This window comes from Acidovorax sp. (assembly GCF_046294525.1).
Classification (GTDB): Bacteria; Pseudomonadota; Gammaproteobacteria; order Burkholderiales; family Burkholderiaceae_C; genus Acidovorax.
Map to the genome: position 1 here is coordinate 1 of NZ_JBKBKQ010000033.1, position 14,566 is coordinate 14,566.

Annotated in this window: 14 protein-coding genes; 8 read left to right on the forward strand and 6 right to left on the reverse strand. The window is 64.8% G+C overall.

All coding sequences use genetic code 11. The features are described 5' to 3' along the window. Positions 1-1,028, forward strand: a 1,028-nt coding sequence (locus ACK4HJ_RS20615) for a c-type cytochrome (protein ID WP_409835039.1), incomplete at its 5' end; no start/stop codon positions are given. A gap of 454 nt (positions 1,029-1,482) precedes the next feature. Here ACK4HJ_RS20615 and ACK4HJ_RS20620 read toward each other — a convergent pair. The 3 genes from ACK4HJ_RS20620 to ACK4HJ_RS20630 form a co-directional block, all read right to left on the reverse strand. Next, positions 1,483-1,911 (reverse strand): VOC family protein, encoded by a 429-nt coding sequence (locus tag ACK4HJ_RS20620; protein ID WP_409835041.1) that lies wholly within the window; start codon positions 1,909-1,911, stop codon positions 1,483-1,485. Positions 1,912-1,943: 32 nt separating this feature from the next. After that, a complete protein-coding gene (locus tag ACK4HJ_RS20625; RefSeq protein WP_409835042.1) occupies positions 1,944-2,321 on the reverse strand; it encodes a VOC family protein in 378 nt (125 codons plus the stop codon). Between the two features lie 131 nt (positions 2,322-2,452). Continuing rightward, positions 2,453-3,340 (reverse strand): helix-turn-helix domain-containing protein, encoded by an 888-nt coding sequence (locus ACK4HJ_RS20630; protein ID WP_409835044.1) that lies wholly within the window; start codon positions 3,338-3,340, stop codon positions 2,453-2,455. A gap of 103 nt (positions 3,341-3,443) precedes the next feature. Here ACK4HJ_RS20630 and pobA point away from each other — a divergent pair, with 103 nt between their 5' ends. The 7 genes from pobA (at position 3,444) to ACK4HJ_RS20665 (ending at position 9,627) form a co-directional block, all read left to right on the forward strand. Continuing rightward, positions 3,444-4,616: a 4-hydroxybenzoate 3-monooxygenase gene (gene pobA / locus ACK4HJ_RS20635; RefSeq protein WP_409835046.1), complete on the forward strand. Its 1,173-nt coding sequence runs from the start codon at positions 3,444-3,446 to the stop codon at positions 4,614-4,616. 94 nt (positions 4,617-4,710) lie between these two features. Further along, positions 4,711-5,286 carry a helix-turn-helix domain-containing protein gene (locus tag ACK4HJ_RS20640; RefSeq protein WP_409835048.1) on the forward strand — a complete coding sequence of 192 codons (576 nt, stop codon included), beginning with the start codon at positions 4,711-4,713 and terminating at the stop codon, positions 5,284-5,286. Then, positions 5,283-6,602, forward strand: coding sequence for a HipA domain-containing protein (locus ACK4HJ_RS20645; protein ID WP_409835050.1), 1,320 nt, complete (start codon positions 5,283-5,285; stop codon positions 6,600-6,602). Before ACK4HJ_RS20640 ends, ACK4HJ_RS20645 begins: the two co-directional genes overlap by 4 nt. Before the next feature lie 233 nt (positions 6,603-6,835). Further along, the gene (locus tag ACK4HJ_RS20650) at positions 6,836-6,997 is read left to right on the forward strand and encodes a hypothetical protein (RefSeq protein ID WP_409835052.1); all 162 of its coding nucleotides are present in this window, start codon (positions 6,836-6,838) and stop codon (positions 6,995-6,997) included. A gap of 218 nt (positions 6,998-7,215) precedes the next feature. Next, positions 7,216-7,962, forward strand: coding sequence for a hypothetical protein (locus tag ACK4HJ_RS20655; RefSeq protein WP_409835054.1), 747 nt, complete (start codon positions 7,216-7,218; stop codon positions 7,960-7,962). Positions 7,963-7,967: 5 nt separating this feature from the next. Next, a complete protein-coding gene (locus tag ACK4HJ_RS20660) occupies positions 7,968-8,549 on the forward strand; it encodes a PIN domain-containing protein (RefSeq protein ID WP_409835055.1) in 582 nt (193 codons plus the stop codon). A gap of 628 nt (positions 8,550-9,177) precedes the next feature. Further along, positions 9,178-9,627 (forward strand): carboxymuconolactone decarboxylase family protein, encoded by a 450-nt coding sequence (locus ACK4HJ_RS20665; RefSeq protein ID WP_343736622.1) that lies wholly within the window; start codon positions 9,178-9,180, stop codon positions 9,625-9,627. Between the two features lie 65 nt (positions 9,628-9,692). Here ACK4HJ_RS20665 and ACK4HJ_RS20670 read toward each other — a convergent pair whose 3' ends face one another. The 3 genes from ACK4HJ_RS20670 to ACK4HJ_RS20680 all read right to left on the reverse strand — a co-directional run bounded on the left by ACK4HJ_RS20670 (position 9,693) and on the right by ACK4HJ_RS20680 (position 14,539). Continuing rightward, positions 9,693-11,414 (reverse strand): tannase/feruloyl esterase family alpha/beta hydrolase, encoded by a 1,722-nt coding sequence (locus ACK4HJ_RS20670; RefSeq protein WP_409835057.1) that lies wholly within the window; start codon positions 11,412-11,414, stop codon positions 9,693-9,695. 119 nt (positions 11,415-11,533) lie between these two features. Beyond that, positions 11,534-13,237, reverse strand: coding sequence for an acyl-CoA dehydrogenase family protein (locus tag ACK4HJ_RS20675; protein WP_409835059.1), 1,704 nt, complete (start codon positions 13,235-13,237; stop codon positions 11,534-11,536). 309 nt (positions 13,238-13,546) lie between these two features. Beyond that, positions 13,547-14,539, reverse strand: a complete 993-nt coding sequence (locus ACK4HJ_RS20680) for a tripartite tricarboxylate transporter substrate-binding protein (RefSeq protein ID WP_409835061.1) — start codon at positions 14,537-14,539, stop codon at positions 13,547-13,549. Positions 14,540-14,566: the final 27 nt, after the last annotated feature.

The window sequence follows — 14,566 nt, forward strand, 5'->3', positions numbered from 1 at the left end:
CCTTCAGCGCCTTCCAGCGCGCCATGCGCGAAGGCATCTCGCGCGACGGCAAACACCTGTACCCCGCGTTCCCCTACACCTCGTTCGCCAAGATGAGCGACGACGACCTGACCGCGCTGTACGCCTATCTGATGGCGCAGCCCGCCGTGCGGGCCGAGGTGCCCCAAACCGCGCTGGCCTTCCCCTTCAGCGTGCGCCCCCTGATGGCGGGCTGGAACGCGCTGTTCCACGACGCCACGCCGTTCAAGCCCGACCCGACCCGCCCACCCGAATGGAACCGGGGCGCCTACCTGGTGCAGGGCGTGGGCCACTGCGGCGCCTGCCACACGCCGCGCAATGCGCTGGGCGCGGAGCAGGGCGGTGCTGCGTTCCTCTCGGGCGCCATGGTCGATGGCTGGGAGGCGCCTGCGCTCACCGGCCTGTCGAAAGCGCCCGTGCCCTGGACGGCCGATGCGCTGTATGGCTACCTGCGCCACGGCTACAGCCCGCAGCACGGCAGCGCCTCCGGCCCCATGGCGCCCGTGGTGCGCGAGCTGGCCCACTTGCCCGACGACGACATCCGCGCCATGGCAAGCTACCTAGCCTCGTTCACCACTGCGGAAGCCGCTATCCAGCCAGCCACACAGCCTGTGTCTGACCCTCAGCAACGCGCCCAAGCCGCAGTGGCCCAGGCCGCCGCGCTGGCCCCGCAGCCCGGCCAGGCCCGGCGCCTGTTCGACGGTGCCTGCGCCGCCTGCCACCACGATGGCGACGGGCCCAAGCTCCTGGGCGTGAACGTGCCCCTGGCACTCAACAGCAACCTGCACAGCGACCGGCCCGACAACCTGCTGCAGGTCATCGTGCACGGCATCCGCGAGCCCGCCACGCGGGACATCGGCTTCATGCCCGGCTTCGGCCACGCGCTCAGCGACGCGCAGATCACCGAGCTGGCGGGCTACATGCGCCAGCGCTACGCCCCCGGCCGCCCGGCGTGGCGCGATGTGCCCGAGGCGCTGGCACGCGTGCGTGCGGCGCCTGCGCATCCTTGAAGTTTTGGTGTTTTTAGGCTCTAGCGCTTGATGGGTAAGCGCTGGCAGCTATCAAAATGGTAGTGAATAAATACCCTGCCACGGTGGCTGCGCTGCGACCGCACCAAAGGAATGGCGGGCCATTACCCCATTCATCGCATCACTGCGTCCATGCCAGGTGGGCACAGTGGCAACCGGCCTGGCCGCCGCTGGTTGGGGGCAGGCCCGGGCGGCGGCAGGCATGCGCCGCGCCCGGCTCCGCAGCGGCTTGGTGCTGCGACGCAACGAACGCATGCTTCGAGGAGAACACCATGCCCCACGCCGACAGGGAAATCAACGCCATTCTTTTGCGCATGCTGCGCGAGGGCTACCACGCGCTCAGCGCGGCCCAGCGCAGGGTGGTCGACACGCTCATGGCCGTCTGCTGAAGGCGGCCCGGCGCTGCACCGCGCAGGCGGTACGCGAGCCGGTCGGTTTAAAAGGTGACCTTTACCGAAGGCGCACTGCGCTGCGCCTCGCCGTGGTACACCGCCTCGATGTTGTTGCCATCCGGGTCCAGCACAAACGCAGCGTAGTAGCCGGGGTGGTAGGGCCGCTCGCCCGGCGCGCCGTTGTCCTTGCCGCCGTGGGCCAATGCGGCCTGGTAGAAAGCGTCCACCATCGCCCGGTCCTGTGCCTGAAAGGCCAGGTGGTGTCGCCCTGTCAGGTGCCCCTGCGCGGCCACGCTGTCTGCGGTAGAGACGAACAGCTCGTCTGCCCAGAAGTAGTCCTCGGCCGTGCCGCCCATCGGCACGTCCAGCGCGTCAAACACGGCCGCGTAGAACGTGCGGCTGGCGGTCAGGTCGCGCACCACCAGTTGAATGTGGTCAATCAGCCGTCCGCGGTGCAATTCCTGTGCTTCCATTGTGGGTCTCCTTTTGGTGTCGATATCGGTGATCAGTTAAGGGCGTGCAAGCCCACACGGTTGCCGTCCAGGTCATGGATGTGCGCAAAGAATCCCAAACCCGGCGGCAGCGCCTGGCGGGGCAGGGCCACGCGGTCGCCCTCGGCCACGGCGCGCTCCAGCGCAGCGTCCAGTGAGGGCGACGCGTCCAGATACACCAGTGTGCCGCTGTCCGATACCCGCGGCGCCGTCGGGCCCATCAGCAGCGCGCCGCCCACACCGTCCGCCGCGCCATCGTAGGCAAACACGGCGCCTTCGCTCGGGCCCATGGCCTCGCGGTGCATGGGCTGGCCCAGCACGGCTTCGTAAAAGGCCTGGGCGCGGTCCAGCTGCGTGGTGGGGATTTCAAACCAGGTGATGGCGTTTTTCATGCAAGGCTCCTCGGGGTTAAAAACAAAGAGCCGCTATGGTCTGCGGGGGCTGCTGACAGCGGCGTGTCAGCAGGCTGGCAGGGCGTTGGCGGTGGGCTGCAACGCGCTGTGGCGCTGCGAGATGTGTGGCCTCAAGAGGCCTTCGGTGCCGAAGCGCGCGCCGCCACCTGCGCCCTGAAGCTGCGTGGCGACACCCCCGCATCGCGGGTGAACGCCCGCGTGAAATACGCCGGGTCCGCATAGCCCAGCGTGTACGCAATCGTGGCCACGCCCAGGTGCGTGTAGGCCAGGTTGCGCCGCGCCTCGCGCATCAGGCGCGCCTCAATCAGCCGCTGGGCCGACACGCCCGTGGCAGCCCGCGCCACGCGACTCAGGTGCGTGGGCGACACGGCCAGCGCCCGTGCGTAGTCGGCCACCTGCCAGTGCTCCAGAAAGTGCGCCTCGATCAGCGCCTCCAGCCGCTGCACCAGGCTGGACTCGGCAGCGGGCGCTTCGGCCGGGCGGTGGTGCAGGTCCATCGCCCGCGCCACCCATCCCAGCAGCGTCGCGCTCAGCCCCCGCAGCACCAGCGCGCGCGCCTTGTCGCGGCCCGAGAACTCGGCCCACACCTGGGCCATGGCCTGCGCAAGCTCCGGCGTGGCGGGTGCCACGGCAGGCCGCGCCAGGTCGCGCTGCACATCGCCCACCCGCACCAGGATCTCGTCCATCAGCTCATCGGCCAGCGTGGCCACCCAGCCCTGCGTGTGCTGCGTGAAGCGAAACGCATGCACATGCCCCGCCGGCACGTTGATCAGCGCGCCGGGGAACAGCGCGTGCTGCTCACCGTCCAGGTGCGCCACGCCGCCGCCCGACTGCACCAGCAGCACCTGGTGCAGCCGCGTGTGCCGGTGGGGTGCCAGCTCCCAGTCGTGCAGCACCGAGCGCGCGGCAATCGTCTCGCAATGCAGCACATCGGGCAGGTGCTGCGACTCGCCAAACAGGCTGTACGACTGGATGCCCTCGATGTTCGAAAAGTGCATGTTCTGGATCAATTTGCCCATTCAACGCGGCGACTGTGCCACGTATCTTTGCCAGGCCAGTTTGATCAAGGTCATGAACCACCCCACACGCAAGGAGACATCCATGAAAACCCAGGTTTGCATCATCGGCGGGGGCCCTTCGGGCCTCATGCTCTCGCAGCTCTTGCACCTCAAGGGCATTGAAACCGTCGTGCTGGAGCGCCAAAGCCGCGAATACGTGCTGGGCCGCATTCGCGCCGGCGTGCTGGAGCACGGCTTTGCCGCGCTGATGCGCGAGGCCCAGTGCGGCGAGCGCATGGACCGCGAAGGCGAGATCCACGACGGCTTCATGATCGCCCACGACGGCAAGATGGACCGGGTCGATTTGCACAAGTACAGCGGCGGCAGCTCGGTGGTCGTCTACGGCCAGACCGAGCTCACGCGCGACCTGTACGAAGCGCGCGACCGTATGAAGGGCGTCGTCATCCACAACGCCGAAGACGTGCAGCCGCACGACCTCAAAAGCGCCAACCCGTATGTGACCTACCGCAGTGGCGACGAGGTGGTGCGCATCGACTGCGACTTCGTCATCGGCGCCGACGGCTTCCACGGCGTGAGCCGCAAGTCCATCCCGCGCGACGTGCTCAAGGAGTATGAAAAGGTCTACCCCTTCGGCTGGCTGGGCGTGCTCTCGCGCACCAAGCCCGTCTCGCCCGAGCTGATCTACGCCAAACACGAGCGCGGCTTTGCGCTGTGCTCGCTGCGCTCGCAGGTGCTGAGCCGCTACTACATCCAGGTGCCGCTGACCGACACGGTGGAAGACTGGTCCGACGAAGCCTTCTGGGCCGAGCTGAAGCGCCGCCTGCCTGCCGAGGTGGCCGCCCAACTCATCACCGGCCCCTCCATCGAAAAGTCCATCGCCCCGTTGCGCTCGTTCGTGGCAGAGCCCATGCGCTACGGCAACCTGTTCCTGGCCGGCGACGCCGCCCACATCGTGCCGCCCACCGGCGCACGGGGCCTGAACAGCGCCGCGTCGGACATCTACTACCTGTACCACGCCATGGTCGCCCACTACAAAGATGGCGACAGCACCGGCCTCGACAAATACTCCGAGAAGGCCCTGGCCCGCGTCTGGAAGGCCCAGCGCTTCTCGTGGTGGATGACGACCATGCTGCACACCTTCCCCGAGTCGCTGGCCTACGACCAGAAGCTACAGGACACGGACCTGGCGTACCTGTTCTCGTCAGAGAAGGCGCTGGGGTCGCTGGCGGAGAACTATGTGGGGTTGCCGTTCTGAGCATGCGGTAGCGCATATGGGTGCGCTGCTTGCTGAGGTGACGGCGCGATTGGGCGCCTCATAGAGAAGGCACAGCAACCAGGTAAATGCTTGCATGGGGAATCACCCTTGCAAGCCTTTTTTGCGTGGGCGGGCCATTAACGGGCGCACCGTCCTCGCCGGGCGACCGGTGGAGGCCTGCTCTGAAATAGAAGCGGTCATTGCGATTTCTGCTGTGCGTCGGGGCAGCACCTTGAAATCTCAACGATCTTTTCGTTTTCTTGCCTTGTCGCCCATCCACGCCGTAAAATCGAAACCAAAGCTTCGATTTATGAAAAAAATTCCCATTCAAAGCGTTGCGGCCTTTGGCCAAGTGGTACGCGCCGTCCGCAAGGCCGGCGGTGTGCGCCAAGACGACGTGGCGGGCAGCGTGGGTGTCAGCCACGTTTACTTGCGCGACCTGGAGCACGGCAAAGAGACAGCGCAAATGGGTCGTGCGCTGCAAGTGCTGGCCGAACTGGGGATTCACATGGAACTCGAGATCCCGGACGAAGCCTTTGAGAGATTGCAAAGCGACGCCGCACGACTCGCCGCCAAAGAGGCCACTGTGGAGCAGCAGCCCGCGCAGTCGCAAGCGCCGAGGCGGGCCACAACCAAGCGCAAAAGCCAAGACGAGGGCGGCAACCCATGAGCCAGCGGCAGTTGCAAGTCCAGATCAACGGTCAGCTGGTCGGCTCGCTGTTCGATCAAAACAACGTTTGGGGATTTCAGTACGCCGAGAGCTGGCTGCAGCAGCCCAAGCCCTTCGCGCTGTCTCCGGCGCTGCCCCTCGGCCCCGAGCTTTTGCTGGACGGCGCCACACTGCGGCCTGTTCAATGGTTTTTCGACAACCTGTTGCCCGAAGAGCGTCTGCGCGAGGTCATTGGCAAAGAAGAGGGTGTTGAGGCTGCAGATGCATTCGGCTTGCTGCAGCGGCTGGGGTCGGAATCGGCAGGTGCCCTGGTGCTGCAGCCGCCCGGTGCACCGGATGCGCCCCAGGGGGCAGCAGAGCTGACGCGAGAGGCGTTGTCTGCACGCATCCGCAATTTGCCCCGGGCGTCCCTCACCCACCAGGCGCCCAAGCGCATGTCGCTGGCCGGGGCGCAGCACAAGATGGTGGTGGTTTTTGACCCGGGCACAGGCCAACTGATGGAGCCGCTGAAAGGCAGCCCATCCACCCACATCCTCAAGCCCAACTCCACCGCTGATGGATTCCCCCATTCCGTGGTGAACGAGCTTTTCACGATGCGCCTGGCAGGCGCCCTGGGGCTCAAGGTGCCAAAGGTGTGGCGCCTGTACGTCCCCGAGCCGGTCTACATCATTGAGCGCTTTGACCGCAAGACAACAGCGCCCGGCGCGGACGTACAGCGTGTTCACGCCCTCGATGGCTGCCAGTCTCTCAACGAAATGGCCTACGCAAAATACCGCAGCGCCACCTTCGACAAGCTGCTGCAGTTGATTGAGCTGTGCCGCAACAGGGCAGCTGCGCGCCTGGACGTGTTTCGTTGGATCTTGTTCAACACGCTCGTTGGCAACTCCGACTGCCATCTCAAAAACATTTCGTTCCTGATCGACGACGAGGGCACGCGCGTTGCGCCCTTCTACGACCTGCTGTGCACTGCCGTGTACCACACCAAATCCATGGCCAACGAGCAGGCTGTGTGGCCTGACGAAAAGCTGGCCATGCCCATCGTGGGGGCTCATTTCTTCAGTGGCGTGACCCGCGCCAGGCTGATCGAAACAGGCATCGCCCTCAAGCTGGGCAAAAAAACCGCAGAGCGGGAGGTGAATGCCATGGTGGGCAAGCTCGCCAACGCCGCCGACAGCGTGGCCCAGGCCATGGAATCCGAGCACGACAACTGGCCGCAGATGGGCAAGGCGTCTGCGGCCACGCGCGGTGCCGAAGCGCACCTGCTGAGGGCCATTCGGCATGTGGTCATCAAGGACATGCTCGACTTGGTACGCTGATCCCCGGGCAGCCGCCTTGCACAGCGATTTCCATCTCCATCTGCTACGGAAAATTTAGGCAGAACTGATGCTTACGCACGCGCAGCAGGCCCGATAGCATCGAGCCCAAGTTTTCAGATCATTGGCCCAATGGTGTCGATGCGCGATCCGACGATGAAGCTGCTGACGCAGCGTTTTGAGGCAGTGCACTTGACGGTAGTGGGTGCCCATCAGCAACTAGGAAAGCCAAAAAAATGGATTGGGTCCCGATAGTCTTTATCACCTTCAAGGTGCTCGTGTTCGGCACCGGCATGTTCTTCGCCATCAAGTGGCATTACGACCAAGGGAAGAAGGCGAAGGACGAGGCCAGCAGATCGCCACTTCCAACTGAACGCACGCCTGGCGTGTCGAAGTAGGCGCTGATTGCTGGCAAGGTCTTGGTTGCATCAGCCCAACCAAATGCAAACCACCTGAACTCCGGAGTTCAGCTCCGTGTTGGCTATGACTTTGCGAAACGTCAGCGCTGTGGACCTGCCGCTTGAGGCTGGTTGCAGTCGTACGCTTAGCGTTCCCGAATTTGTACTGTCATTGGGGGCCGTCAGGGGCTCCTAGGTGAAACGGATACCATCGACCCATGGCCGCCCGGAAATTCAGCTTCATGCTCCGCTTACTAGATCGGAATCCTGATCGAGTGCCCCTGGCGCACCTGGGCGAGTACCTTCAGGAATTCGCTGGGCTGTTAGGCGAAGAGAACAAGCCGGTATTTAAGGGCATCAAGAATGCCAGCATCGGTTGTTTGGCTGCCGTGCCTGTTGAGCGAGTTCACATGAGCCGCGCACGGATTACACAAGCAAAAAATGATGAGGCCAGCAGGCCTGGTCGGCACCTCCGCGCCATCGAAACACTGATGGGCAAGGACTCGATCAGGGAGGCTCAGATCCTCGATCAAGACGGATGCGTTATTCACACGATTTTTGGCATTAAGCCTGAGCCTGCCGCGTCTAATGAGCGGCTCTACCAAGAAGCCACGGTCGACGGATGGGTTACCGGGCTCGTGGGCGCTGACGATTCGATGCACCTTTACGTCCGCGACAACTTCGACCGCGACCTCCGCCTCATCGTGCGCGATGACGCAATGGCGCGCGAGATCCTAAAGCACTTCCGCGCCGGCACCATCCGCCTCCGAGTGCGTGGCGCTTGGCTGCGCAACGACAATGGGTGGGCTCCGGAAGCTTCCAAGTGCCAAGTCCTCAGCTTCGAGCCTCTGGACGACGCCCCGCTCGGTGAGGTGCTAGCTGCAGCTGCTCGTATACCCGACAACGGGTGGACAGAGATGAAGGATCCTATCGCCGAGTGGGAAAACATACGGGGGATCCATTGAAGCCTTTGCCCAAGGTCATTGTCGTCGACGCCAACTTCATCGTTGCGTACTGCACGGCTACAACGCCAGCGGATGACCGAGCCCGCATCGAAAACTTCATTGAAAGCGCAGAGAAAGCAAAGTCGAAGATCGTCTTCCCGATGGTTGCAGTCGCAGAATTTCTCGTAGGCGCAGACTTGGCCGGGATCGAATTTTTGAACACGCTCGATAGGAAGGCCTGCATATTAATGGCCGATTTCAATCGAGCCGCGGCATATGAACTTGCTCAGATTGACCGCGCAGCCAAGGGTGCAGGTGACAAGAAGGACGAGTCGGAAGAGCATTGGCAAAAGATCAAAGTTGATCGTCAGCTCGTAGCCACGGGCAAGTCTTTGGGTGCGACGCTGATCATCAGCAACGATAAGAACGTGCGGAACAACGCCTTGAGGATCGGGATGGAAGGCAGGCGCATCCAAGACCTCGAGCTGCCAGAGAGTGCAAGGCAGATGCACCTTGTGCCGCCACCAGTCAAAACTAGGGCGAAGCCAAAGGCGGTGCCACTGAAAGTGGTCAAGTCGAGCTCAAGATCTGCCCCAGAAGCAGAATAGAGATTGGCTTTTAGGCTAATCAAGAACAACTGGACGTCCAAAAAAAGAAGCGCAGGATTCTGGATCCTGACTAGCATAGAGTTGGCTATTGGGATTGGCGGGGGGGCTTCAGTGTGATTACGACGGTGATCGCATACAAGGCAAGTACACGTGCTTTTCGTGAAACTACAGCCGTCGCCCCACAGCTGGCAATGAATCTGCGCGATTCGCTTCAAGATAGTGTGTAGCCCGGGCCGTGAAGTCTGGAAATTGCAGTGCCTGCAGTGCCGACGAGTCAGCGCTTCTATTCGCTCAATCGTCTAGACACAACGCGGGCACCAGCCGGGTTTCCCACTTTCAATGCCCAATCACTTGCAGCGAAAACTGCTCGCACTCTCCACGTCGCCCGCCAGCTTCGGGTGCACACAGCGGCCGAGCTGGCGGGCGGCTCGTTGTTGACCACATTGGCGCCTGCACCGCGTGTCTTCGCCATCAGTTGTCTGGTGCCTTGCCGTGTTCTTCTCAGGCGACCACGAAAAGGTCCGCAGCCTTTTCCCCAGCACTGTCACAGCACCCTCACTTCACACGTCTTGTGAGCAGGAGGTCGATATACCCCTCCGCCCAACATTAAACGTAGAGGAACTGCTGTATGAATCGCGCTGTCTGGTTCAACGTATCGCCCGAGGGTGCCAAGGCCGTCGGGACGCTTCACCACTTTGTCACCCAAGGCACAGGCCTGCCCAGCTTGCTGACGCACCTGGTCTTCCTGCGCGTGTCGCAAATCAACGGATGCGCGCACTGCATTGACATCCACACGCGCGACCTGTTGGCCGAAGGCATGTCGGTGGAGAAGGTGGTGCTCGTTCCTGTGTGGCATGAGGCGGCGTATCTGTTCTCCGAGCAGGAGCGTGCCGCGCTGGCCTGGGCCGAGGAGGTGACGCGCGTGAGCGAAACGCACGCGTCCGATGAAGCCTATGCGGCCGCGTTGGCCGTGTTTGGCGAGAAGGACCTGGTGGATCTGACGCTCACGATTGCCACGATGAATGCGATCAACCGCATGGGCGTCAGCTTTCGCATGAAGCCTCGCGCCAAGGCGTAAAAGAGGAAAAGAAAAAAGGGAGCCCGGCTTGCGCCGGGCTTCCCGCTTTTCAAGCACTGAACTGATCACTTGCAGCTGAAACTGCTAGCGCTCTCCACATCCCCCGTGCCGTTGTAGCGCGCCACCTTGGGGTAGGGGCACAGCGGGCGGGTGCGGTTGGCGGACCAGCTGGCGGGCACGTCGGCGTTAACGCCGCCCGCATTGCCTGCGCCGCGCGCGCTGGCCAGTACGGTGTCGGGCGCCTCGCCCTTTTCTACCCAGTTCACCAGCGGGGTCAGCATGTCGAACTGGTCGGTGGCGGGGCCGCCGGAGCAGTGGTTCATGCCGGGCACGCGGTAGAAGCGCGCAAAGTTGCTGGCGTCGCCGTTGTTGGCGGCGCGCACGCTGTCGTACCAGGCGGTGGTGTCGTCGCTGGAGAAGATGGGGTCACTGGTGCCGTGGTAGACCATCATCTTGGCGCCGCGGTTCTTCATGGCCGACAGGTTGCTGGGGTTCGGCGGTGTCATGAACGACATGGCGCTTTCGGTGTACACGGCGCTGGTGGCGTTGACGCGGGCGACCATGGTGTCCACGTTGCCAGTCAGCGCAAACGCGGGGCCGTTGAAGGTGGCGGCGTCTTCGGGCGGCACCGACCAGATCAGGCCCACGCCGCCAGAGTCCAGCACCAGCGGGGCGGTGAACTCCCAGAACCCATAGCCCCCGCCTGCCAGCCCTGCGTCGTACGGAAAGCTTGTGTAGATCTTGCTGCCCGTGCTGGTGGTGGGCCCGCTGAAGATATTGGCGATGCCGGTCTTCTGCTCTGCCGACAGGCAGGTGCCGTCGCGGCCGCCGGTGCAGGTGGGCACGTCGCGGTCGAGGTTGAAGGCGGCCTGGCAGGCGCCGGTGTCTTGCACCAGGCCGTCAGTGCTGCCGTCCAGCGCGTCGCACTTGGCCAGCACGGCGTTGGACACCAGGGCACGCTCGGCCGTGGTAAAGCCGGTGGACAGGTCGCCCGGCGTGCTGGCCAGCGACGCGTAAATCTTGCCGCTGGCAATGCTGGCGATGGCCGCCTTGGGCAGGTTGAAGCCGGGGTTGCCCACCAGGTAGCCGTCGTACTGATCGGCAAAGCGGGATGCGGCCACCATGGTGTGGCGCCCGCCGTTGGAGCAGCCGCCAAAGTACGAACGGTCGGGGCCCTTGCCGTACGCGGTCTGGAGGGCGCTCTTGGCCATGGGGGTGAGTTTGGCCACGGCCTGGTAGCCGTAGTCCAGGCGCGCCTGCGGGTCGATGCCGAAATTGGGGCCCATAGAGCCTTCGTGGCCTGCGTCGGAGCTGATGACCGCAAAGCCCATGTTGAGCGCGTTGTTCAGCCCGCCGCCGCCGTTGACGGCGCCTGTGGCGGTCACCACGCTGCCGTCGATGCCGCCATTGCCCTGGTAGAAGAAGCGGCCGTTCCAGTCGTTGGGCAGGCGCATTTCAAAGCCGATGGCGTAGTTCTTGCCGTCCACCAGGCTCACGCGTTGGAACATCTTGCCGGTGACCTGGCAGTGCGCGCGCACAGGCTTGCCCGCCACCGTCAATGTGCCTGCCGCAACGGCGTTGGCGGCGGTGATGGTGGTGTTGGGGAAGTTGATGCGGTTGGCCAGCTCGCCGCAGGTCTGCAGCGTGGCCGGCGTGGCGGCCGCGAGCTGGGGCAGTGCGGGTTCGGACGAACCGCCGCAGCCGGCCAGCAGCGCAATCGGCAATGCCGACAGCGCGGTCAGGGCCAAAGGGTTGGTGCGCGTTCTCGCTTTTCTTTTGTCGTTCACGGTGTTGTCTCCTTTGTCAGAGGCGCAAGGAACCCTGCAGCGCGGCCTCAACACGCTGAGGGAGGGAGATCGGCAAAAACTTATGCGCTATTGAATTGGTAGCTATTGGCGCTTGTCCATCAAGCGCTAGAGGTCGATTTGGCTTTGATTTCTAACGCCTGGGCAATGCGCTGGCGCAGCATGGCCGCGCGCATGCCGAACTCGGGCAGCACCCACTGCGCGAAGGCCTGGGCAGGCTCTTGCCAGCGCGGCGTGTTGCTGGCGGTGGCAATGCGCTGCCACGCCCACTCCAGCAGCACCAGCGCCACCGCGCGCAGGTAGTCGTCGGCCACCCAGTAGGGCAGCTCGGAGTCAGTCTGTGCGGCAATGGCCAGGGTCTGCGTGATCTCCACCAGCGCATGGCGGCGTGCGCTGGCGGCGGGGCTGGGCGCCGCGCCGGGCAGCGTGGTCAGCAGCGTCGCCAGTCCCTGCCCGCCATCGGCCAGCACCTTGCGCACCAGCAGGTCGATGGCCTGGATTTCGTTGGTGCCCTCGTAAATCATGGCCACGCGCGCGTCGCGCACGATCTGCTCGATGCCCCATTCGCTCACGTAGCCGTGGCCGCCCAACACCTGCAGGCAGGCGCTGGCGCCGTGAAAGCCCTGGTCGGTGAGCGCAGCCTTGAGCACGGGCGTGACCAGCGCGCACCAGCGCTGCGCGGCGGCGCGCTCGCCCGCGTGGGTGCTGTGCTTGGCGATGTCCAGTTGCAGCGCGGTGTGGTACGCCAGTACGCGCCCGCCGTCTATCCACGCGCGCTGCGTGTGCAGGATGCGGCGGATGGCGGGGTGGTCGTGGATGAGGCTCACGGGCTCGGTGGCGCCGGGGGCGCGCATCTGGCGGCGCTCGGCCGCGTAGGCGCTGGCCTTTTGCCACGCGGCCTCCAGCAGGCCGATGCCTTGCAGGCCCACATGCAGGCGTGCGGCGTTCATCATCACGAACATGGCGGCGAGGCCTTTGTTCGGCTCGCCTACCAGCCAGCCGGTGGCGTCGTCAAAGCGCATCACGCAGGTGGGGCTGCCGTGCAGGCCCATCTTTTCCTCGATGCGTTCGCAAACGACCGCATTGCGGGTGCCGTCCTGAAGCATCTTGGGCACGAGGAAGAGCGACAGGCCCTTGGGGCCCGCTGGTGCATCGGGTAGCCGCGCCAGCACCAGGTGCACGATGTTGTCCGTCAGGTCGTGCTCGCCGCCGGAGATAAAAATCTTGCTGCCATTCACCCGCGCGCTGCCGTCCGGCTGCGGCACACCGCGCGTGCGCACCAGGCCCAGGTCGCTGCCCGCGTGGGCTTCGGTCAGGCACATGGTGGCCAGCCATTCGCCGGTGGCGACCTTCTCCAGGTACTGCGCTTTCAGCGCGTCGCTGGCGTGGTGCTTGATGCATTCGTACGCGCCGTGCAGCAGGCCGGGCGCCATGGTCCAGCCGTGGTTGGCGCCCGCCAGCCATTCGTACAGCACGCATTCGAGCACCGCCGGCAGGCCCTGGCCGCCATCTTCCGGCGCGCAAGCCAGCGCGGGCCAACCGCCCTGCCAAAAGGCTTGATAAGCGTCGCGGAAGCCGGGCGGCGTGTGCACCCGGCCTGCGTCGAAGCGGCAACCCACCTCGTCGCCCGTGCGCTGCAGCGGGGCCACGGCGGTGTCCACAAACTTGGCGGCTTCGTCCAGCACCTGCGCGGCCAGGTCGGCATCGGTGTCCGCCAACGGCGCCAGTGCCTGCCACTGCGCGGGGGCGTGCAGCACGTCGTTCATCAGGAACTGGATGTCGGCGAGGGACTGGCGTGCTGGCATGGTTTGATGCTCTTGTTTTGGTAGCTGGCGGCGCTTGTTGGATAAGCGCTGGAGCCTGTTTTGGCTTGAAATTTCTGAACTAAGCCGTTTGGCGTGGGCTTGTCGGGAAGGAGTGCACTGGCGCGTGCCCTGCCTTCGACAGGCTCAGCCCGAGCGGTTTGAGGAGGCCCCCATCCGCCGAAACCGGCGCGCCCCAATGCGCGGCAGCCGCGCAAGGGCCGCCCCGCCGCGCTGGCTGCGTCCCCCTGCCCGCATCGCGCAGCGATGCGAGAGCGGGGGGAAGGCGCGCAGCGCCTCAGGGGGTGTTCTCTAGCTTTCTGCGGTGAACCCGATCTGCTTGACCAGCGGACCCCAGCGCTCGAACTCGGCCTTCTGGTCGGCCAGCATTTCTTGCGGCGTGCTGCCGTGGGCGATCAGGCCGACGACGCCCAGGGCATCAACGACAGACTTGTCCTTGAGTGCGGCAGTGATGGCTGCATTGGCATTGGCCAGCGTGGCGGGCGCGATCTTGGCGGGGGCGTAGAAGCCGAACCATTCCTCCGACGTCACATCGGGGAAGCCCAGCTCGGTGAAGGTCGGCACGTCCGGCAGGTAGGGCGAGCGCTTCTTGCCCGAGGTGGCCAGCACGCGCACGCGGCCGGTCTTCATGTACTGCAGGTAGTCGCCGCTGGGGTTGACGGCCGAGGCGATCTGGCCGCCCACCAGGTCGGTGATGCTGGGCACGGTGCCGCGGTAGGGCACTTGCTTGAGTTCCACGCCCGCGCGGATGCCCAAGAGCGCACCCAGCAGGTGGGGCATGGAGCCCGCGCCCGGCGTGCCGTACATGGCCTTGTCGGGGTTGGCCTTGGCCCACTTCAGAAAGTCCGCCAGCGTCTTCACTTCGGCGGGCACGGCAGGCCCCACGGCCAGGCCGTGGTGCATGATCGCGCCGATCGAGACGGGCTGCACGTCATCGGGCTTGTAGCTGAGCTTGGGGTAGATGTGCGGGTACACGGCCAGGGCCGACACGGGCGCCAGCGTCAGCACCGAGCCATCGGCGGGCGAGCTCTTGAGCGTCTCCACCGCGATGCGGCCGCCCGCGCCGGGCTTGTTTTCCACAAAGCCGGGGTTCTTGCTGTAGGCCGTGCCGCCCAGCTTCTCGGCCACGCGGCGGGCCACGCTGTCGCCCGCGCTGCCGGCCGGAAAGCCGTACATGATCTTGACCTGGTCCAGCGCCTGCGCGAACGCAGACAGTGGGTGAAGGGCCCCGAGCGCGGCGGCCGAGCCGAGGGCTTGTACAAATTGGCGTCGAGTGGTCGTCATGGTTGTCTCCTGAGGTTTAGTGGTTCG